We start from the raw sequence: 19,535 nt of genomic DNA, 5'->3' as shown, positions 1-19,535 counted from the left end.
AGTGTGCTCTGGTTATGATTCAGTTTCTGGATTTTCTGTTCGTGCAGCCTGTTCGATCAGTGTCCGGTTTACGTCATCCTCATAGGTCCGCATCTGCACCTGCATAGGTGTGGGATCATCGCTTAGCTTCAGATGCCCGAAATGATTAAAGAAGATCAGTACGCCGAGGCCGATCCCGATGGAGTAGGAAATCTCCAGGATGGTAAAGCCGGAGGAACTTTTTCCCGTAACAAGAGTGTAAAACTGGCTAAAAAGGCTGCCCATATCTACGTCATTATTAAAGGTCATAATGGAAAAAGCGGCGCCGAAAAAGGAAACCAGGCATACAAAAAGGATTTTTACATACCGGAAAATTTTCCCTGTGGCAGAGCTGATGCGGTAGGTGATGATAAAATCCGTTTCCCCGATGGGAGAAATATCAATGGAGGGTTCCAGCTTCTGGATCTTTTTCAGAAGATCTGAGACAGACATCACATAGCGTCCGGGCTTTTTCGCATCCAGAACGATCACAGGCATGACCCGCAGACGATTGAGGATTTTGGGGTCACTCATGGAAAGTGCAGCGATATCCTGAAGATATACATGTGGGTTGGTGACTTCAATGTTCTGATCCAGCTGCAGATAAAGAGTATCACTCATGAGAAAAAACTCCTTTCCCGGAATATTATTTTTTCATTTTTGGACGGAAGAAGAGACTGGCCAGATAAGAGAAGATCAGGGCGGAGGAAACTCCGGCAGCACAGGCAGTGAAGCCTCCTGTAAAAAGCCCAAGGATGCCGTCTTCTTCAATGGCTTTTTTCATACCCTCCCATAATACATGTCCGAAACCGATCAGCGGGACGGAGGCCCCGGCACCTGCAAAATCCACCAGCGGCCGGTAGACGCCAACGGCACTTAACAGGGCGCCGCTACATACCAGAAGTACCATCACACGGCCTGGCATCAGCTTTGTCTTGTCCAGAAGGATCTGGATCAGGGCACAGACAAGGCCGCCGAACCAGAATGCGTTAAAGTAATCCATGCTCATACCTCCATATGCTCGATGACAACTCCGTGGGCAATACCCGGAATACTGTCACCTTCGTTAAAGCTTACTTTGGAAAGAAGCGCTCCTGTTGGTACAAAAAGGATCCGCTTCCATTCTCCGGATACAATCTTCGGAAGGATATAGGAGGCAAGGACTACAGCAGAACAGCCGCAGCCGCTTCCTCCTGCGTGGGTGTCCTGAGAAGGATCGTCATAGATCAGGATACCGCAGTCTTTATGAATGGGAGAAAGCCGGATATTTTGTTCCTCCAGAAGATCCAGGAGAATTTTCTGCCCGATGATCCCCAGATCCCCGGTAAAGACGGCATCATAATCCGAAGGCGTCCGCCCGAAATCCGAAAAGCTTCGTGCAATGGTATCGCAGGCTGCAGGAGCCATACAGCCTCCCATGTTCATGGAATCCCTGAGACCGTAATCCATCACACGGCCGGCAGTAAGGCCGGTGATAGCAGCACAGCCTTTGCCGGAGCGCAGAGGAGCTTTTTCTCCGGGAGGAGATGTACTTAGGATACAGGCACCGCTTCCGGTTACTGTCCAGGTGGCAGAAAACGGCCGCTGGTTTCCGTATCCCAGAGGAAAACGAAATTCTTTTTCCGCACTTGCGAAATGGCTGGAGGTGGCACATAAGACCCGTGTGCCGAATCCGGCGGTCAGAGCAAGGGAACCGAGAGAAAGTGCTTCCCCTATGGTGGAGCAGGCGCCGTAAAGACCGTAAAAGGGAATTCCAAGTCCAGCGGAGCCGAAACAGGTGGCTGATGTCTGAGCGAGAAGATCTCCGGCGAACATCAGATGGATATCTTCGGAGCTCAGTCCGGCTTTGCTTATGGCCTGAGTGGCAGTTTCTTTCTGCAGTGTGCTTTCCGCAGATTCCCAGGTGTCACAGCCAAACATGGGATCTTCACAGACCAGGTCAAAAAGATCTCCAAGAGGACCGTCCGCCTCTTTCTGACTGACGATGGAGGCGGCGCTTTCGATATACAAAGGCTGTGAAAATGCAATGCTGGCTGCGCCAAGTCTGAGATTTTTGCTCATGATATCACCTCCAGGATCTTCAGGATATAATAGATCACACCCAGTCCCCAGGCGCTTAAGATGCCGTAGAGGATCACAGGGCCTGCAATAGTAAAGATCTTGCACCCTATGCCGAAAACCTGTCCTTCTGCCCGGAACTCAATGGCGGATGCAGCCACTGAGTTGGCGAATCCGGTAATGGGAACAAGACTTCCTGCACCGCCGAATTTGCCGATTTTGGGATAAATACCAAAGCCTGTGAGAAGGACGCTTAAGAGAATGAGAAGGACAGAACACCAAGTTCTGGAATCGGAAGCATCTGCACCGAGAGCCTGTGCTGTGTTTAAGATAACCTGTCCAAGAAGACAGATCAGTCCGCCTGTGAGAAAAGCTTTTGCCATATTCAGTGGCAGACTGTGGGTGGGAGTAAGCTGCTTGACATATTGTTCATATTTTTTTTCGTTGATATTTTGCATATGGAAAATCCTTTCGTGAGATGGTAGAGTGACAGTAAGAATTACATCCAGCTCATGGCATAATAAAACAGGGAGCCTAGGGCTTTTCCGGCAGCAATAGAAATTATTACCGGAGAAAGCCCCTGAGAGAGCTTCAGCCGTCTGGCAAAGACGGGAAAGACTTTTGCAATCTCTGCCAGTGCAAGGATCCAGCCGCCCAGGAAAATTCCGAAAAATACTCCGCAGACAGCCAGGAAAAAAGGCCCCAGCGGAATTCTGATCGGAAACAGGGTGACGACGGTTCCGGCAACTGTTCCCAGAAGTGTCAGATCTTCATAAAGAAAAATCTGGTCAGCTGTATGCGTGATACCTGCATAGCGGGGAACAATGGAAAGGCCGATCAGCAGTCCGGAGACACCTCCTGCAACGATGATCCCGGCACAGAAACCGATAAAGCACAGAATCAGCTGTTGAAGCATGGACAGAACCTCCTTGTGGGATTGTATGGGAATAGTATGAGAAAATATAAATTTTTTATGCGAAAATCTTAAAAAACAAGAATATCTGTACATTTACGGACAGAGATAGTATAATAAAAAGGAATATGGACAGCGGCGGACAGGCGCTGTCTTTCTCAATCAAAAGAAAAAACAGTGTCAGGAGGACGGATATGCAGGATGCTTTTTCACGTATGGAATTGCTCGTTGGAAATACAGGTGTAAAAAAACTCAGCAGGGCGAAAATTGCAGTATTCGGTCTTGGCGGAGCCGGATCACAGGTGGCAGAGTCACTTGCGCGCTGCGGTGTGGGGAGTCTGACACTGGTCGATCATGAAAAGATCACATTGACGAATATCGGAAGCCAGGTGCTGGCACTTCATTCTACTCTGGGAATGAGCAAGGTAGAGGCGGCCAAGAAGAGAATCCGGGATATTGATGAGAATATTTTGGTGCATACCTACGAAACCTTTTATAATGAGGAGACTGCGGGAATGTTTGAATTGCGTTCCTTTGATTATATTGTGGATACAATGGGAACACTGTCGTCAAAACTGCTTCTGATCAGCAGAGCAAGGGAGGAACGTGTGCCTGTGATCTCCTGCCTGGACATCGGGGACAAGATAGACCCGTCTAGACTTGAGGTTGCGGATATCAGCAGGACCACAGTATGCCCGGCGGCCAGGATCATAAAAAAAGAACTGCGTAAACAGGGAATACGTAAACTCAAAGTACTGTATTCCAGAGAACAACCGGCAAAAGAAAAGCTTTTCAGACGGAGAAGAACTATGGTGAAGAAGCCTGCCGAAGGAAATATTTCCTTTGTGACAGGGACTGCGGGATATCTGCTGGCGGGAGAAGTTGTGCGGGATATACTGTCAGCCGGAAACGTTTCACACAGCTGACAGCAAATGAGAAATTGAGCGCAGATCACGGACAGATCCAGTTCATGAGTAGGAGTCAAGGCGGAACAGTAATGTCTGCTTTACAGAAATAAAACAGAAAGACTGAGGAAATAAAAAGTGAATTCAGAAATCATAAAAAAGTTCTGCGATCTTCTTGGAGAAGAACGTGTTTTTACAGGCGAAGCAATGAGCCGTCATACAACTTTTAAGATCGGAGGTCCGGCGGATTATTTTCTGATGCCGGATAAAGACACAGATGTGGGGCGTATCGTAAAAATCTGTAAAGAAAGTGCGATCCCTTATTTTATCCTCGGAAATGGAAGTAATCTTCTGGTAGGAGACGGCGGTTACCGTGGCGCGGTTATCCAGATCTACAAAAATATGTCTGCCGTTACCGTAGAAGGAACAGAGATCACCGTACAGGCAGGTGCGCTGCTTTCATCGGTGGCAGCAGCAGCAAAAAATGCAGCTCTTACAGGCTTTGAGTTTGCAGGCGGGATCCCGGGAACTATGGGCGGTGCGGTTGTGATGAATGCAGGTGCCTATGGCGGCGAGATGAAGGATGTTCTCATAGAGGTAACTGTGATGGATGAGGAGGGAGAGATCGTTACCCTTCCGGCAGATAAACTGGAACTGGGATATCGTACCAGCATCATCAAAACCGCAGGTTATATCGTGCTGGAAGCAAAGCTGCAGCTGAAGGAGGGAAATCCGGAAGTGATCCGTGAGACAATGAAAGATCTGACGATCCGTCGTACCACCAAACAGCCGTTGGAGTATCCCAGTGCTGGAAGTACCTTTAAGAGACCGGAGGGATATTTTGCAGGTAAGCTGATCATGGACAGCGGTCTTGCTGGATATCAGGTAGGTGGTGCACAGGTTTCTGAGAAACACTGTGGCTTTGTGATCAATGCAGGCGGTGCAACTGCCAGGGATGTCCGCACGCTGATGGATAATGTCAGGGATATCGTTTATAAGAAATATGGAGTTACGCTGGAACCGGAGGTGAAGTTCCTGGGTGATTTTGAAGCCTGATGACCATTTCTGGTACATCGTTTTCAAAATAATTATACCACTTACTTGTCTGTGGATCCGATCGCACAGACCTAAAAGGCTCAGCGTAGTCCGGCTTTCAGGTACCCAGGATACGAAACAGAGGTAACAGGAATGCGTATGTACGCTTTGCAGATAACGGAAGAAGAAATGGAAAGGAAGAGAGATTATGCGTTTTGTGATCGTTACAGGAGTGTCAGGAGCAGGAAAAACAGCTGCACTTAAAATGTTGGAGGATATGGGATATTTCTGCGTGGATAATCTTCCAATCCAGCTTCTGGAAAAATTTGCTTCCCTTCTTCCTGAGATGCAGAGCGAAAATGTTAGAAATGTGGCTCTGGGGATCGATGCCAGAAGCGGAAGTGCCCTTGATGAACTGGAAGTAGTTCTGGACCGTATGAAGCAGACCGGGTATGATTACGAGATCCTGTTTATGGATGCAGAGGATTCTGTCCTTGTAAAACGCTATAAAGAATCCAGAAGAAGCCACCCGCTGGCAAGAGCAGGGAGAGTGGATGAGGGAATCCGCCTGGAACGTGAGAAAACAAAATTTCTCCGGAAACGTGCGGATTATATCATTGATACCAGCCATCTGCTTACCAGGGAGCTTCGCCAGGAAATCGAAAAGATCTTTGTGGATGACAGAGAGTTCAGCAATATCATGATCTCTGTGCTTTCCTTCGGCTTTAAGTATGGAATCCCGGCAGATGCAGATCTTGTGTTTGATGTGCGATTTCTTCCCAATCCCTATTATGTGGATGAACTGCGTCCTCTGACAGGCCTTGACGATGAAGTGTTCAATTATGTGATGGCCAGTGATACGGCGAAAGCCTTCGCGGACAAACTGGAGGATATGATCCGTTTTCTGATCCCTAACTACATTAAAGAAGGGAAAACAAGCCTTGTGATCGGTATCGGATGTACAGGGGGGAAACATCGTTCTGTTACGATTGCCAGAGAACTTTTTTCCAGGCTTTCCAAATCGGATGAATACGGCATCCGCCTGGAGCACAGGGATGCGGAGAAGGACAGACTTCTGAAAAAATAACTGCCGCGATGAAAAGGGTGGCAGGGAAACAGTAAAAGAGGGTTCGGGATGTCATTTTCAGGAAAAGTCAAAGAAGAACTTGCAGGACAGCTTAGTCTGGCCAGGCACTGTCAGGTGGCAGAACTGGCGGCACTGCTCTGCGGCTGCGGCCGTGTGGAAAAAATGTCGGATGGAAACAGAAAACTATGGATCCAGACAGAAAATGAAGCAGTTGCAAGAAAAAGCTTTACATTATTGCGAAAAACCTTTAATATAGAGACAGCGATTGTTATCCGGGAAGGGTCTCATCTCAAACGGGGTAAGGTATATCTTGTTGAGGTTACGGATCCTGCCAGAACAGAGGAAGTACTGCAGGGGACAAAGCTTTCTGTGGATAACGAAACCGGTTTACTTGAAATGGATAATTCGCTTGTGGTTCAGATGAACTGTTGCAAGCGGGCATTTATTCGCGGTACTTTTTTGTCGTCCGGTTCGATCAGTGATCCAGAGAAAGGGTATCATTTTGAGATCGTGTGTCCGGACAGCAGGAAAGCAGAACAATTACAGGGGATTATCCGCAGTTTTCACGTAGAAGCTAAAATTGTGGTGCGCAAGAAATCATATGTGGTCTATGTGAAGGAAGGCGCGCAGATCGTTGACATGCTGGCAGTCATGGAGGCGAACGTAGCCCTTATGGATCTGGAGAACATCCGGATACTTAAGGAAATGCGTAACACGGTAAACCGTAAGGTGAACTGTGAGGCTGCGAATATCAATAAAACGGTAAATGCGGCAGTGAGACAGGTGGAAGATATACAGCTGATCAGTAGAACTATCGGCTTTGAGAGCTTAAGCGATGGACTGGCACAGATAGCCAGGCTGAGACTGCAGTATCCGGATGCCACACTGAAAGAATTAGGTATGATGTTGAATCCGCAGGTGGGCAAATCAGGTGTGAATCACCGGCTTCGCAAGCTGAGTGAGATCGCAGATGAGCTGCGGGAGAACAAGGAGGAGCTATTATGATTAAAAAACCAATCACTATCAACTTATCCACTGGACTGGAGGCAAGACCTGTAGCACAGCTTGTTCAGGTGGCAAGCCAGTTTAACAGTGAAATTTATGTTGAGATTGGCAAAAAAAGAGTCAATGCAAAGAGCATTATGGGAATGATGACCCTGGGACTTGACGCTGGAGAAGAGATTACACTGTCTGCCAACGGTGATGATGAGAATGCAGCGATGGAGAGTATTGAACAGTATTTAAGCAACCAGTAATCAGTTGGGACAGAGCAGTCCGCGGAAAAGGGTAGATTCCTGCGGATGTGGAATATAAAGGGATACAGACGGAAAGGAAGACCGATTCCCGCTGTATCCCTTTCCGCTTCAAAGTACCTACAAATATGAAAGAGGAAGATTACCTATGTCAAAAGTATTGAAATTTATCGTACATTTTGTTGTGATATGCACACTGATCTGTGTACTGGGACTTGTTCTTCCGCCGTTCTTCGGGGTGAGAACAGTGATCGTGGATAAATCCGATAAGGCAACGAACCTCCCAGTCGGATCTGTTACATATGCGATCCCGGAGAAGAGTTCTGCGATCAGCGCAGGTACTCCGATCCTTGTACAGAAAGATTCCGAGACATATAAATATACGATCACCAATCTCGATGCCTCCAAGGGAACCGGAACAGTAACAGATCAGTCCGTTTCCGGAGGAAAGACTTTTACCATTAAGGTTGGAGATTATGTTCCAAAAGTTGTAGTTACCATTGGCTATGTGGGATATCTTATGGTGGCTACAGAAAGTATTGAAGGCCTGATCATCCTTGGTCTGGTCGTATTGTTCCTGATCATCCTGTATGTGATCGCAGAGCTCTGGAAGAAAGAGCCGGATGATATTGAGGAAGATGTGAACGATCCGGAACCGGGTTATGTGAAGTCCAGGAAAGAACTGAAGCAGGAAGAAAAAGCACGTGCCAGAAGAATGAAGGAAGAAGAAAAAGAGATCATTCAGGAAGAAAAGGCACGAAAACACAAAAATAAAAAAGCAGATAAGCGTAAGGTCCGTACGGGCGGTTTCGTAGATGAGATTGACGAAGAGGATGTTACAGGCTATTCGGAGAATAAAAAGAAGGCTGCCATACAGCAGACTGCACAGACTGCCGCAAGTGAAGCTCATGCGGAACTTAAGAAAGAGATTGCAGCAGCCACTTCAGAAGAAGCAGATATGCTTTCCAGACTGGAAATGGCAGAACGTACGGTTGAAGAAAACAGAAAGCCGCATCCGGCCGGAAAGGTCGAAGAGGTTCCGGAAGAGGAAGAGGAGCCGGTTACCATTGGAAGCCTTGCGATGCCGTCTTATTCCGCAGCGCAGCTTGCAAGCCGCGTAAAGAAGGCCGGTGATGCACCGGATATCGTTAAGGATGACATCACGAAGGTTACACTGTTTGATTACTCGGATATCATCAGTGGTGATGTGGACGATATGGAAGAATAAAATAAGTACCTATTATATAAGAAGAAAATGGTTCAGAAATGAGCCATTTTCTTCTTTTTTAAAAAAAATCAAAAAAATTTAAAAAAAAGGCTTGCATTCTGAAGAATCATCGTATATACTAATCCTTGCTGTGACATTGATAGCTATGAAGCGCGAGGTTGCTGCCACACTGGCAGGTTTTCCGTGGAGCGAATGTCAAGTTAGGAAACTGACGACAAGTCACTGTACAAAGTTCAATAACCATCTTGGGATGGGACGTGTGTGCAAATATACCATGACACACACGGAGATGTGTACAGTCGCCGCTTGTCGTACTGCTATATAAGTACGAATAGGAGGAGACTTTTTTTATGGCAAATCAGGTAATGAGAATCACATTAAAGGCATATGATCATCAGCTCGTTGATGCATCTGCAGCAAAGATCATCGAGACAGTAAAGAAGAACGGAGCAATGGTAAGTGGACCGGTTCCGCTTCCTACTAAGAAAGAGGTTGTTACAATCTTAAGAGCTGTTCACAAATACAAAGATTCCAGAGAGCAGTTTGAGCAGAGAACACATAAGAGACTTATCGATATCCTGACACCAACTCAGAAAACAGTAGATGCACTTTCCAGACTGGAAATGCCGGCTGGTGTTCACATCGATATCAAGATGAAAAACCGCTAATAATGTCATTTGACATTAACTATATGATTACCGAATGGTAATCCGCTATAAGGAGGAAGAAAGAAATGAAGAAAGCTATTTTAGCTACTAAAGTCGGAATGACTCAGATCTTCAATGAAGATGGAATGTTAATTCCGGTAACTGTTTTACAGGCAGGTCCTTGCGTTGTAACTCAGGTTAAAACTGAGGAGAACGATGGATACACATCAGTTCAGGTTGGCTTCGGCGAGATCAGAGAGAAACTGGTCAACAAACCGGAGAAAGGCCACTTTGACAAAGCTGGTGTAGCTGTAAAGAGATTTGTAAAAGAGTTCAGATTTGACAATGCCGGCGAGTATGAGGTTGGACAGGAGATCAAGGCTGATATCTTTGCAGCAGGAGATCATATCGATGCTACTGCAGTTTCCAAAGGTAAAGGCTTCCAGGGCGCCATCAAGAGACATGGCCAGTCCAGAGGACCTATGGCTCACGGTTCTAAATATCATCGTCATGCAGGTTCCAACGGCGCTTGCTCCGATCCGAGCAAGGTTTTCAAAGGAAAACATATGCCAGGTCACATGGGACATGTTCAGGTAACTGTTCAGAATCTTGAGATCGTACGTGTAGATACAGAAAATAACTTACTGTTAGTTAAGGGTGCTGTTCCAGGACCTAAGAAATCTTTGGTTACAATCAAAGAGACAGTAAAGTCCTTATAATAGGAAAGGAGGAGCATCAGAATGGCTAATGTAACTGTTTATAATATGGAAGGCAATGAAGTTGGCACAATGGAGCTGAATGACGCAGTATTCGGCGTTGAGATCAACGAGCATCTCGTTCATCTTGCAGTTGTTCGTCAGCTTGCAAATAACCGTCAGGGAACTCAGAAAGCGAAAACTCGTTCTGAGGTAAGAGGCGGCGGAAGAAAACCGTGGAGACAGAAAGGAACAGGTCATGCAAGACAGGGTTCCATCCGTGCACCACAGTGGACAGGCGGCGGTGTTGTATTCGCTCCGGTTCCGAGAGATTATGAAGTAAAAATGAACAAGAAGGAAAGAAGAGCAGCTCTTAAATCCGCTCTGACATCCAAGGTTCAGGATAATAAACTTGTTGTTGTTGACAGCCTTGCACTTGCTGAGGTTAAGACAAAAGAGATGCAGAAGGTTCTTACAAACCTGAAAGCAGAGAAAGCTCTTGTAATCACAGCTGACAACGATCAGAACGTAGTTCTTTCCGCAAGAAACATCGCTGACGTGGAAACTGCAACACCGGCTACAATCAACACATACGATGTTATGAAACACAACACCGTAGTTGTTACAAAGGATGCCGTTGCATCTATCGAGGAGGTATACGCATAATGGCAAGTATTCAGTACTATGACGTAATCATCCGTCCGGTTATCACAGAGAAATCCATGGCAGACATGGGTGAGAAGAAATATACATTCCTTGTACATCCGGAAGCTAACAAGACTCAGATCAAAGAGGCTGTTGAGAAGATGTTCGAGGGAACAAAAGTTAAGAGCGTAAACACCATCAACAGTGATGGAAAGAAAAAACGCCGTGGAATGGTAGTTGGAAAAACTGCTAAGACTAAAAAAGCTATCGTAGCTCTTACAGAAGAGAGCAAAGATATCGAGATTTTTGAGGGACTTTAATTAACAGATAAGTCCGAATATGTGCACGAAAGCACGAGAACAAATTCGAAAGGAGAAACATCATGGGAATCAAAAGCTATAACCCATATACACCGTCAAGAAGACATATGACTGGTTCCGACTTCTCTGAGATTACAGCTGCAAAACCAGAGAAATCCCTCGTTACTTCCCTTAAGAAGAACGCTGGACGTAACAATCAGGGTAAGATCACTGTAAGACATCAGGGTGGCGGAAGCAGAAGAAAATACAGAATCATCGACTTCAAGAGAAGAAAAGATGGAATCCCTGCAACAGTTAAAACAATCGAGTACGATCCGAACAGAACAGCTAACATCGCTCTGATCTGCTACGCAGATGGCGAGAAAGCTTACATCCTCGCTCCAGAGGGACTTAAAGTAGGCCAGAAGGTTTACAATGGTCCGGAAGCTGAGGTTCGTGTTGGAAACTGCCTCCCACTGGAGCTTATCCCGGTTGGTACTATGGTTCACAACATTGAGCTTCATCCTGGAAAAGGCGGACAGATGGTTCGTTCTGCAGGAAACGGCGCACAGCTCATGGCTAAAGAAGGAAAGTACGCAACACTTCGTCTTCCTTCCGGTGAGATGAGAATGGTTCCGATCGTATGCCGCGCAACTGTTGGTGTAATCGGAAACGGAGATCACAACCTTATTAACATCGGTAAAGCCGGACGTAAACGTAACATGGGTATCAGACCTACAGTTCGTGGTTCCGTAATGAACCCGAATGACCATCCACATGGTGGTGGTGAAGGTAAGACCGGTATCGGACGCCCAGGTCCTTGCACACCGTGGGGCAAACCTGCTCTCGGCCTGAAGACCAGAAAGAAAAACAAACAGTCCAACAAGTACATCGTAAGAAGACGCGATGGAAAAGCATTATCGAAATAATAAGGAGGAGAAAGCATGTCTCGTTCACTGAAAAAAGGACCTTTTGCAGACCAGAGCTTACTTAAAAAAGTAGACGCTCTTAACGCTGCAAATGATAAATCCGTAATCAAAACTTGGTCTCGCCGTTCCACAATCTTCCCGTCTTTCGTAGGACACACAATCGCTGTTCATGACGGAAGAAAACATGTGCCGGTATATATCACAGAGGATATGGTAGGACACAAACTTGGTGAGTTCGTTGCAACAAGAACTTACAGAGGACACGGAAAAGACGAGAAGAAGTCCGGAGTACGCTAGTCATCAGATTTATAACTGCCCGCTGTCAATTTAAGACAGCTGGCAGATAACTTAGATATCGAATTTAAGAAAGGAGGCACTTTAAGATGGCAAAAGGACATAGAAGCCAGATAAAGAGAGCCAGAAATGAGAATAATAGAGAGACAAGGCCGTCTGCAAAGTTATCTTATGCAAGAATTTCTGTTCAGAAAGCCTGCTACGTATTAGATGCGATCCGTGGCAAAGATGTACAGACAGCACTTGGTATCCTGACATACAATCCGAGATACGCTTCCAGCGTGATCAAAAAACTGCTTGAGTCAGCAGTAGCAAACGCTGAGAACAACAACGGAATGAACGCAGACAACCTTTATGTTGCAGCATGCTATGCAGATAAGGGACCTACAATGAAGAGAATTCAGCCGAGAGCACAGGGTAGAGCTTACAGAATCGAGAAGAGAACTAGCCATATCACAGTTGTGCTTGATGAAAGGTAAGGAGGAAAAGCATGGGACAGAAAGTTAATCCGCATGGCCTTAGAGTCGGAGTTATCAAGGATTGGGATTCCAGATGGTATGCAGAAGACAAGTTTGCTGACTACCTGGTAGAAGACTACAACATCAGAACATTCCTTAAAAAGAAATTATACAGCGCAGGTGTTTCCAAAATCGAGATCGAGAGAGCATCTGACAGAGTTAAGATCATCATCTACACAGCAAAACCTGGTATCGTAATCGGTAAGGGCGGCGCAGAGATCGAGAAAGTTAAAGCTGAGCTTCAGAAATACACAGACAAGAAGCTTATCGTTGACATCAAAGAAGTTAAGAGACCGGACAAAGATGCACAGCTGGTTGCTGAGAACATTGCTCTTCAGCTTGAGAACCGTATTTCCTTCAGACGTGCTATGAAGTCCACAATGCAGAGAACAATGAAGGCTGGCGCTAAGGGAATCAAGACTTCCGTATCCGGACGTCTCGGCGGAGCTGATATGGCTCGTACAGAGTTCTACAGCGAGGGAACAATCCCGCTTCAGACACTTCGTGCAGATATTGACTATGGCTTTGCGGAAGCAGACACCACATACGGTAAAGTTGGTGTTAAGGCATGGATCTACAATGGTGAGATTCTTCCGACAAAAGGAACTAAGGAAGGGAGCGATAAATAATGTTAATGCCAAAAAGAGTAAAACGTCGTAAACAATTCCGTGGCTCCATGAGAGGAAAAGCCCTTAGAGGCAATGTTATCAACTATGGTGATTTCGGTCTTGTTGCTACTGAGCCATGTTGGATCAGATCTAATCAGATCGAGGCAGCCCGTGTTGCTATGACCCGTTACATCAAACGTGGCGGTAAAGTTTGGATTAAGATTTTCCCGGATAAACCGGTAACAGCTAAACCAGCTGAGACTCGAATGGGTTCCGGAAAAGGCGCTCTGGAGTACTGGGTAGCAGTAGTAAAACCAGGTCGTGTTATGTTTGAGATTGCAGGCGTGTCCGAAGAGGTTGCCCGTGAAGCATTACGTCTTGCAATGCACAAGTTACCATGTAAATGTAAAATCGTTTCTCGTGCAGACTTAGAAGGCGGTGATAACAGTGAAAATTAATAAGTTCGTGGAAGATTTAAAAGCAAAGTCAGTTGCAGAACTGAATGAAGAATTAGTAGCTGCTAAAAAAGAGCTTTTCAATCTGAGATTTCAGAATGCAACAAACCAGTTAGACAATACAGGACGAATCAAAGAGGTTCGTAAAAATATTGCCAGAATCCAGACAGTAATCACTGAGCAGGCAAACGCTTCCAAATAGGACAGGAGGACATAGATCGTGGAAAGAAATCTGAGAAAAACCCGCGTGGGTAAGGTTATCAGCGACAAAATGGATAAGACCATCGTAGTTGCAATTGAAGACCATGTAAAACATCCTCTTTACAAAAAAATCGTGAAGAGAACATATAAATTAAAAGCTCATGACGAGAACAATGAGTGCAACATCGGAGATACCGTTAAGGTAATGGAGACCAGACCGCTGTCCAAGGACAAGAGATGGAGACTGGTTGAGATCGTAGAGAAAGCTAAATAAGGAGGAAACCAGTATGATTCAGCAGGAAACTAGACTGAAAGTTGCCGACAACACTGGTGCAAAAGAAATCCTTTGTATTCGTGTTATGGGCGGCTCTACAAGAAGATATGCAAACATCGGTGACACAATCGTTGCTACGGTTAAAGATGCAACACCAGGCGGCGTTGTTAAAAAAGGTGACGTTGTTAAAGCTGTAGTTGTTAGAACTAAAAAAGGCGCTCGTCGTAAAGACGGATCTTACATCCGTTTCGATGAAAATGCTGCCGTAATTATCAAGGATGACTTAACTCCGAGAGGAACACGTATCTTTGGACCAGTTGCCAGAGAGCTTCGTGAGAAGAAATTCATGAAGATCGTTTCCTTAGCTCCGGAAGTATTATAGGAGGGTGCCGAATGTCAGCTATGAAAATTAAAAAAGGTGATACTGTAAAGGTAATCGCTGGAAAAGATAAAGGTAAGGACGGAAAGGTCCTTGCAGTTAACGTAAAAGACAACACAGTAGTTGTTGAGAACGTAAACATGGTTACAAAGCACGCTAAACCGTCCGCAGCTAATCAGAACGGTGGAATCGTGACAAAAGAAGCTCCGCTTCATATCTCCAACGTAATGCTCGTTGTAGACGGAAAAGCTACAAGAGTTGGATTCAAGATGGATGGAGACAAAAAAGTTCGTGTTGCCAAAGCAACAGGAAAGACAATCGATTAATTAAGAGAGGAGGCATATAAAGGTGAGTAGATTAAAAGATCTTTACAAGAACGAGATCATGGATGCCATGACCAAGAAATTCGGATACAAAAACGTAATGGAAGTGCCAAAACTCGAGAAAATCGTTGTTAACATGGGTGTTGGCGAGGCAAAAGAGAACGCTAAACTTCTTGACGCTGCAATTGCAGATATGGAACTTGTTACAGGACAGAAAGCAATCGCTACAAAAGCTAAAAAATCTGTCGCTAACTTCAAAATCAGAGAGGGTATGCCGATCGGATGTAAAGTTACTCTGAGAGGCGAGAAGATGTATGAGTTCGCTGATCGTCTTATCAACCTTGCTCTTCCACGTGTACGTGACTTCCGTGGTGTTAACCCGAACGCATTCGACGGCAGAGGAAACTATGCTCTTGGTATCAAAGAGCAGCTGATCTTCCCAGAGGTTGAGTACGATAAGGTTGATAAAGTAAGAGGAATGGACGTTATCTTCGTTACAACTGCTAAAACAGATGAAGAGGCACGCGAATTACTGACATTATTCAACATGCCATTTGCTAAATAGGAGGAAAAGATTCATGGCTAAGACAGCAATGAAAATTAAACAGCAGCGTAAAGCTAAATTCTCCACAAGAGAGTATACTCGCTGCAGAATCTGTGGCCGTCCACATGCATACCTGAGAAAATACGGAATTTGCAGAATCTGCTTCCGTGAGCTGGCATACAAAGGTCAGATCCCGGGTGTTAAGAAAGCTTCCTGGTAGGCCGAGGCGAAAGCAACTTTTTAATCATTTAAATAATATTCACACGACATGTAAAGTCTGAAGAAAGAGGAGGAAACTTACATGACAATGAGCGATCCGATCGCAGATATGCTTACAAGAATCCGTAACGCAAATACTGCAAAACATGACACTGTAGACGTACCGGCATCCAAGATGAAAATTGCTATCGCAAACATCCTTGTAGATGAGGGATACATCGCAAAATATGATCTGGTTGAGGATGGAGTTGTTAAAACTCTTCACATCACACTGAAATATGGTGAGGACAAAAACCAGAAGATCATCACAGGACTTAAGAGAATCTCCAAACCAGGTCTTCGTGTATACGCAGGCAAGGATGAGCTTCCGAAGGTTCTTGGTGGACTTGGTATCGCAATCCTTTCCACAAACAAAGGCGTTATCACTGACAAAGAGGCTCGTAAGCTTCAGGTTGGTGGCGAGGTACTTGCATTCGTTTGGTAGGCCAAAGCCGCTTAACGAAGCAGTCATATAGCTTTTAAACTGAAAACAGAGAGGGCATGGGCCCTCTCCGACAATCTAAGTAAGGAGGACAAATTTATGTCACGAATCGGAAGACTTCCGGTTGCAATTCCAGCTGGCGTTGAGGTTACAGTCGCAGATGGAAACGTTGTAACAGTAAAAGGACCTAAGGGAACACTTGAGAGAGCACTCCCGACAGAGTTAGAGATCAAAGTTGAAGACGGTCATGTAGTTGTAACAAGACCGAACGACTTAAAGAGAATCAAAGCCCTTCACGGCTTAACAAGAAGCCTTATCCACAACATGGTTGTTGGTGTAAGCGAAGGATACAAAAAAGAGCTTGAGGTTAACGGTGTTGGTTACAGAGCTGCTAAGCAGGGCAAGAAACTTGTACTTAACCTCGGATATTCTCACCCGGTAGAGATGGAAGATCCAGAAGGTCTTGAGTCCACAGTTGACGGAAACAAGATCATCGTATCTGGTATCAGCAAAGAAAAAGTTGGCCAGTACGCAGCTGAGATCAGAGACAAGAGAAGACCTGAGCCATACAAGGGCAAGGGAATCAAGTACGTTGACGAAGTTATCAGACGTAAAGTCGGTAAGACCGGTAAGAAATAATTAAGGAGAGTGAGAATATGATTAACAAAGCATCCAGAAGCGAAATTCGCGAAAAGAAGCATAGAAGATTACGTCATCATTTAAACGGAACTGCAACTACTCCTCGTCTGGCAGTATTTCGTTCCAACAAGCACATCTATGCACAGATTATTGATGACACAGTTGGTAAAACTTTAGTATCCGCTTCTACTCTCCAGAAGGACGTAAAAGCAGAGCTTGAGAACACTGATGATGTACAGGCTGCAGCAAAAGTTGGAACAGTGATCGGTAAAAAAGCTGTTGAGGCTGGTATCGAGAGCGTTGTTTTCGACAGAGGTGGATATATCTACCACGGAAAAGTTAAAGCACTGGCAGATGCAGCAAGAGAAGCTGGACTGAAATTCTAAGAGGAGGAAAAGAACACATGAAACGTAATCTTATTGATGCTAGTCAGTTAGAGTTAGAAGATAAAGTAGTATCAATCAAGCGTGTTACCAAGGTTGTTAAAGGTGGTCGTAACTTCCGTTTCACAGCTTTAGTTGTTGTAGGTGACGGCAATGGACACGTTGGTGCAGGTTTAGGAAAAGCAGCAGAAATTCCGGAGGCGATCCGCAAAGGTAAAGAGGACGCTATGAAGAAGCTTGTTACTGTTGCAAGAGACGAGAACAATTCCATTACACATGACTTCATCGGAAAATTCGGAAGCGCTGAGATGCTTCTGAAGAGAGCTCCGGAAGGTACTGGAGTTATCGCCGGTGGCCCGGCACGTGCCGTAATCGAGCTTGCAGGTATCAAAAACATCCGTACAAAATGTATGGGTTCCAGAAATAAACAGAACGTAGTTCTGGCAACAATCGCAGGCCTGAGCCAGTTAAAGACTCCGGAAGAGGTTGCAAAGCTCCGCGGAAAATCTGTAGATGAGATTCTGGGTTAAGGAGGATATGGAAATGGCAGATACAATCAAGGTTACACTGGTAAAATCTCCAATCGGTGCAGTACCGAAACACAAAAAAACTGTAAAAGCTATGGGTCTTACAAAGATGCATAAAACAGTTGAGATGCCAGACAACGCTGCAACCAGAGGAATGATTCAGCAGGTGCAGCACCTGGTAAAAGTAGAAGATTAAGGAGGTGCCAGAATGGAATTATCAAACTTAAGACCCGCAGAGGGTTCCAAGCATAGCGATAACTTCAGAAGAGGCCGTGGACATGGTTCAGGAAACGGCAAAACTGCTGGTAAAGGACATAAAGGACAGCTTGCTCGTTCCGGACATAAGAAACCGGGATTCGAGGGAGGTCAGATGCCTTTATACAGACGTCTTCCTAAGAGAGGTTTCACTAACAGAAACTCTAAAGAAATTATCGCAATCAATGTAGACGTTCTCAATCGTTTTGAGGATGGCGCAGAGGTTACAGTTGACAGCTTACTTGCAAGCGGTGCAATCTCCAAGATCGGTGATGGTGTTAAGATCCTTGGAAACGGCGAGCTTACAAAAAAACTTAATGTTAAAGTAAACGCTGTCAGCGAGACTGCAAAAACAAAAATTGAAGCTGCTGGTGGTACAGTAGAGGTGATCTAATGTTTGAGACTCTTAAGAGTGTTTTCAAAGTAAAGGAAATGAGAAGAAAGCTTCTCTATCTGATCTGGATGATATTCGTGATCAGAATCGGATCCCAGCTTCCTGTACCGGGAGTCGACAGTGACTTCTTTAAGCAGTGGTTTGAATCTAATACCGGTGACGCATTCAATTTCTTTGATGCGTTCACCGGCGGTTCCTTTACTCAGATGTCAATTTTCGCATTGAACATCACACCTTACATTACTTCTTCCATTATCATTCAGCTTCTTACCATTGCCATTCCGGCACTGGAAGAGATGCAGCGTGACGGAGAAGAAGGAAGAAAAAAGCTTACAGCAATCACACGTTATGTAACGGTTGGTCTTGCTCTGTTTGAGTCTGTTGCCATGGCAATCGGATTTGGACGTCAGGGTATGATCCCGAACATGAGCTTCCTTAAAGGAATCGTAGTTGTTGCAAGTTTAACAGCGGGTTCCGCAATGCTTATGTGGCTGGGCGAGCGTATTACAGAGAAGGGCATTGGAAATGGTATTTCCATCGTCCTGACTATCAATATCGTGTCCAGGATCCCGAGTGATATGTCCCTTCTTTATGAGAACTTCGTCAAGGGCAAAACAATTGCAAAAGGAATGCTTGCAGCCTGCATCATTGCTGTGATTATTCTGTTTGTTGTAGTGCTCGTACTTATCCTCAACGGAGCAGAGAGAAGAATTCCGGTTCAGTATTCCAGAAAGATGGTTGGACGTAAAATGATGGGCGGTCAGTCCACAAACATCCCGCTCAAGGTAAATACTGCCGGCGTTATCCCGGTTATTTTTGCTTCCTCTATCATGTCTTTCCCGTCGATCATTGCTCAGTTCGCTGGCAAAGGAAACGGAACGGGCATCGGAAGTGAGATCTTAAGAGGACTTTCCTCCAATAACTGGTGTAATCCAAGTCAGATCCAGTACAGCTGGGGTCTGATTGTGTATGTGGTACTTTGCGTATTCTTCGCATACTTCTATACATCAATTACCTTTAATCCGTTGGAAGTAGCCGATAATATCAAAAAGCAGGGCGGTTTTATCCCAGGCATCCGTCCGGGAAAACCGACTTCAGATTATTTGACTAAAATCCTGAATTATATTATATTTATAGGTGCAGTAGGTCTTGTTATCGTGGCCGTTATACCGTTCTTCTTCAACGGTGTGTTCGGTGCGGATGTTTCCTTCGGCGGTACATCTATCATCATCATCGTAGGTGTTATCCTGGAGACCGTTAAGCAGGTGGAATCTCAGCTGCTTGTACGTAATTACAAAGGCTTCCTGAACTAATTGAAAATGAAGGTTG

At 45.3% G+C, this 19,535-nt stretch carries 33 protein-coding genes; 28 read left to right on the top strand and 5 right to left on the bottom strand.

What is annotated here, in order from left to right; all coding sequences use genetic code 11:
* Positions 1-12 precede the first annotated feature (12 nt).
* From CCC70_RS05025 to CCC70_RS05005, 5 genes are read right to left on the bottom strand one after another with little or no spacing between them, the layout of a single operon-like run.
* Positions 13-639, bottom strand: coding sequence for a stage V sporulation protein AA (locus CCC70_RS05025; RefSeq protein ID WP_118512999.1), 627 nt, complete (start codon positions 637-639; stop codon positions 13-15).
* Between the two features lie 25 nt (positions 640-664).
* Positions 665-1,021: a SpoVA/SpoVAEb family sporulation membrane protein gene (locus CCC70_RS05020; protein ID WP_059085334.1), complete on the bottom strand. Its 357-nt coding sequence runs from the start codon at positions 1,019-1,021 to the stop codon at positions 665-667.
* A 2-nt stretch (positions 1,022-1,023) separates the two neighbouring features.
* Positions 1,024-2,079, bottom strand: coding sequence for a stage V sporulation protein AD (locus CCC70_RS05015; protein ID WP_110103644.1), 1,056 nt, complete (start codon positions 2,077-2,079; stop codon positions 1,024-1,026).
* Positions 2,076-2,534 (bottom strand): SpoVA/SpoVAEb family sporulation membrane protein, encoded by a 459-nt coding sequence (locus CCC70_RS05010; RefSeq protein WP_059085336.1) that lies wholly within the window; start codon positions 2,532-2,534, stop codon positions 2,076-2,078. Before CCC70_RS05010 ends, CCC70_RS05015 begins: the two co-directional genes overlap by 4 nt.
* 41 nt (positions 2,535-2,575) lie before the next feature.
* Positions 2,576-2,992: a stage V sporulation protein AB gene (locus tag CCC70_RS05005; RefSeq protein WP_015526908.1), complete on the bottom strand. Its 417-nt coding sequence runs from the start codon at positions 2,990-2,992 to the stop codon at positions 2,576-2,578.
* 191 nt (positions 2,993-3,183) lie between these two features.
* On the opposite strand from CCC70_RS05005, the gene CCC70_RS05000 reads away from it, so the two are divergent.
* The 28 genes from CCC70_RS05000 to secY all read left to right on the top strand — a co-directional run bounded on the left by CCC70_RS05000 (position 3,184) and on the right by secY (position 19,519).
* Complete coding sequence (locus CCC70_RS05000; protein ID WP_186582080.1) at positions 3,184-3,915, top strand: tRNA threonylcarbamoyladenosine dehydratase; 732 nt, start codon at positions 3,184-3,186, stop codon at positions 3,913-3,915.
* 117 nt (positions 3,916-4,032) lie between these two features.
* Positions 4,033-4,950 (top strand): UDP-N-acetylmuramate dehydrogenase, encoded by a 918-nt coding sequence (gene murB / locus CCC70_RS04995; protein WP_278603798.1) that lies wholly within the window; start codon positions 4,033-4,035, stop codon positions 4,948-4,950.
* A 187-nt stretch (positions 4,951-5,137) separates the two neighbouring features.
* Positions 5,138-6,016 (top strand): RNase adapter RapZ, encoded by an 879-nt coding sequence (gene rapZ / locus CCC70_RS04990; protein ID WP_015526911.1) that lies wholly within the window; start codon positions 5,138-5,140, stop codon positions 6,014-6,016.
* Positions 6,017-6,064: 48 nt separating this feature from the next.
* The gene (gene whiA, locus CCC70_RS04985) at positions 6,065-7,021 is read left to right on the top strand and encodes a DNA-binding protein WhiA (protein WP_015526912.1); all 957 of its coding nucleotides are present in this window, start codon (positions 6,065-6,067) and stop codon (positions 7,019-7,021) included.
* The gene (locus tag CCC70_RS04980) at positions 7,018-7,272 is read left to right on the top strand and encodes an HPr family phosphocarrier protein (protein WP_015526913.1); all 255 of its coding nucleotides are present in this window, start codon (positions 7,018-7,020) and stop codon (positions 7,270-7,272) included. The genes whiA and CCC70_RS04980 overlap by 4 nt, the downstream gene beginning before the upstream one ends.
* Before the next feature lie 145 nt (positions 7,273-7,417).
* Entirely contained in the window at positions 7,418-8,497 is a 1,080-nt protein-coding gene (locus CCC70_RS04975; RefSeq protein WP_022427085.1) for a hypothetical protein, read from the top strand.
* Positions 8,498-8,847: 350 nt separating this feature from the next.
* A complete protein-coding gene (gene rpsJ / locus CCC70_RS04970) occupies positions 8,848-9,165 on the top strand; it encodes a 30S ribosomal protein S10 (protein WP_015526916.1) in 318 nt (105 codons plus the stop codon).
* Positions 9,166-9,230: 65 nt separating this feature from the next.
* Positions 9,231-9,863, top strand: a complete 633-nt coding sequence (rplC, locus tag CCC70_RS04965) for a 50S ribosomal protein L3 (RefSeq protein ID WP_015526917.1) — start codon at positions 9,231-9,233, stop codon at positions 9,861-9,863.
* Between the two features lie 21 nt (positions 9,864-9,884).
* Positions 9,885-10,505 (top strand): 50S ribosomal protein L4, encoded by a 621-nt coding sequence (rplD, locus tag CCC70_RS04960; protein ID WP_015526918.1) that lies wholly within the window; start codon positions 9,885-9,887, stop codon positions 10,503-10,505.
* A complete protein-coding gene (rplW, locus tag CCC70_RS04955) occupies positions 10,505-10,804 on the top strand; it encodes a 50S ribosomal protein L23 (protein WP_015526919.1) in 300 nt (99 codons plus the stop codon). The genes rplD and rplW overlap by 1 nt, the downstream gene beginning before the upstream one ends.
* Positions 10,805-10,866: 62 nt before the next feature.
* On the top strand, positions 10,867-11,712 hold the full coding sequence (gene rplB, locus CCC70_RS04950; protein ID WP_015526920.1) for a 50S ribosomal protein L2: 846 nt from the start codon (positions 10,867-10,869) through the stop codon (positions 11,710-11,712).
* A 15-nt stretch (positions 11,713-11,727) separates the two neighbouring features.
* Positions 11,728-12,009, top strand: a complete 282-nt coding sequence (rpsS, locus tag CCC70_RS04945) for a 30S ribosomal protein S19 (RefSeq protein WP_015526921.1) — start codon at positions 11,728-11,730, stop codon at positions 12,007-12,009.
* 86 nt (positions 12,010-12,095) lie between these two features.
* A complete protein-coding gene (gene rplV, locus CCC70_RS04940) occupies positions 12,096-12,485 on the top strand; it encodes a 50S ribosomal protein L22 (RefSeq protein WP_015526922.1) in 390 nt (129 codons plus the stop codon).
* Between the two features lie 11 nt (positions 12,486-12,496).
* Complete coding sequence (rpsC, locus tag CCC70_RS04935) at positions 12,497-13,153, top strand: 30S ribosomal protein S3 (RefSeq protein ID WP_015526923.1); 657 nt, start codon at positions 12,497-12,499, stop codon at positions 13,151-13,153.
* Positions 13,153-13,590 (top strand): 50S ribosomal protein L16, encoded by a 438-nt coding sequence (gene rplP, locus CCC70_RS04930; RefSeq protein ID WP_015526924.1) that lies wholly within the window; start codon positions 13,153-13,155, stop codon positions 13,588-13,590. The genes rpsC and rplP overlap by 1 nt, the downstream gene beginning before the upstream one ends.
* Positions 13,580-13,789 carry a 50S ribosomal protein L29 gene (gene rpmC, locus CCC70_RS04925; protein ID WP_021650762.1) on the top strand — a complete coding sequence of 70 codons (210 nt, stop codon included), beginning with the start codon at positions 13,580-13,582 and terminating at the stop codon, positions 13,787-13,789. Before rplP ends, rpmC begins: the two co-directional genes overlap by 11 nt.
* Before the next feature lie 18 nt (positions 13,790-13,807).
* Complete coding sequence (gene rpsQ / locus CCC70_RS04920; RefSeq protein WP_021650763.1) at positions 13,808-14,062, top strand: 30S ribosomal protein S17; 255 nt, start codon at positions 13,808-13,810, stop codon at positions 14,060-14,062.
* 13 nt (positions 14,063-14,075) lie between these two features.
* On the top strand, positions 14,076-14,444 hold the full coding sequence (gene rplN, locus CCC70_RS04915; RefSeq protein WP_019162495.1) for a 50S ribosomal protein L14: 369 nt from the start codon (positions 14,076-14,078) through the stop codon (positions 14,442-14,444).
* An 11-nt stretch (positions 14,445-14,455) separates the two neighbouring features.
* Complete coding sequence (gene rplX, locus CCC70_RS04910; protein WP_021650764.1) at positions 14,456-14,767, top strand: 50S ribosomal protein L24; 312 nt, start codon at positions 14,456-14,458, stop codon at positions 14,765-14,767.
* Positions 14,768-14,789: 22 nt separating this feature from the next.
* Positions 14,790-15,329 carry a 50S ribosomal protein L5 gene (gene rplE / locus CCC70_RS04905; RefSeq protein WP_021650765.1) on the top strand — a complete coding sequence of 180 codons (540 nt, stop codon included), beginning with the start codon at positions 14,790-14,792 and terminating at the stop codon, positions 15,327-15,329.
* Positions 15,330-15,342: 13 nt separating this feature from the next.
* Positions 15,343-15,528, top strand: coding sequence for a type Z 30S ribosomal protein S14 (locus CCC70_RS04900; protein WP_015526927.1), 186 nt, complete (start codon positions 15,343-15,345; stop codon positions 15,526-15,528).
* A gap of 81 nt (positions 15,529-15,609) precedes the next feature.
* Positions 15,610-16,011 carry a 30S ribosomal protein S8 gene (gene rpsH, locus CCC70_RS04895; RefSeq protein WP_015526928.1) on the top strand — a complete coding sequence of 134 codons (402 nt, stop codon included), beginning with the start codon at positions 15,610-15,612 and terminating at the stop codon, positions 16,009-16,011.
* A 96-nt stretch (positions 16,012-16,107) separates the two neighbouring features.
* Positions 16,108-16,647, top strand: a complete 540-nt coding sequence (rplF, locus tag CCC70_RS04890; protein ID WP_015526929.1) for a 50S ribosomal protein L6 — start codon at positions 16,108-16,110, stop codon at positions 16,645-16,647.
* A 17-nt stretch (positions 16,648-16,664) separates the two neighbouring features.
* A complete protein-coding gene (gene rplR, locus CCC70_RS04885; RefSeq protein WP_015526930.1) occupies positions 16,665-17,033 on the top strand; it encodes a 50S ribosomal protein L18 in 369 nt (122 codons plus the stop codon).
* Between the two features lie 17 nt (positions 17,034-17,050).
* Entirely contained in the window at positions 17,051-17,560 is a 510-nt protein-coding gene (gene rpsE / locus CCC70_RS04880) for a 30S ribosomal protein S5 (protein WP_015526931.1), read from the top strand.
* Between the two features lie 13 nt (positions 17,561-17,573).
* Positions 17,574-17,753, top strand: coding sequence for a 50S ribosomal protein L30 (gene rpmD / locus CCC70_RS04875; RefSeq protein ID WP_015526932.1), 180 nt, complete (start codon positions 17,574-17,576; stop codon positions 17,751-17,753).
* Positions 17,754-17,765: 12 nt separating this feature from the next.
* Positions 17,766-18,206, top strand: coding sequence for a 50S ribosomal protein L15 (rplO, locus tag CCC70_RS04870; RefSeq protein WP_015526933.1), 441 nt, complete (start codon positions 17,766-17,768; stop codon positions 18,204-18,206).
* Positions 18,206-19,519 carry a preprotein translocase subunit SecY gene (gene secY / locus CCC70_RS04865; protein ID WP_015526934.1) on the top strand — a complete coding sequence of 438 codons (1,314 nt, stop codon included), beginning with the start codon at positions 18,206-18,208 and terminating at the stop codon, positions 19,517-19,519. The genes rplO and secY overlap by 1 nt, the downstream gene beginning before the upstream one ends.
* Positions 19,520-19,535 lie beyond the last annotated feature (16 nt).

Source organism: Blautia sp. LMAG:89 (assembly GCF_008679485.1).
Classification (GTDB): Bacteria; Bacillota; Clostridia; order Lachnospirales; family Lachnospiraceae; genus Blautia_A; species Blautia_A fusiformis.
The sequence above is the reverse complement of the archived record's forward strand: the minus strand, read 5'-3'. Positions and strand labels throughout refer to the sequence as shown.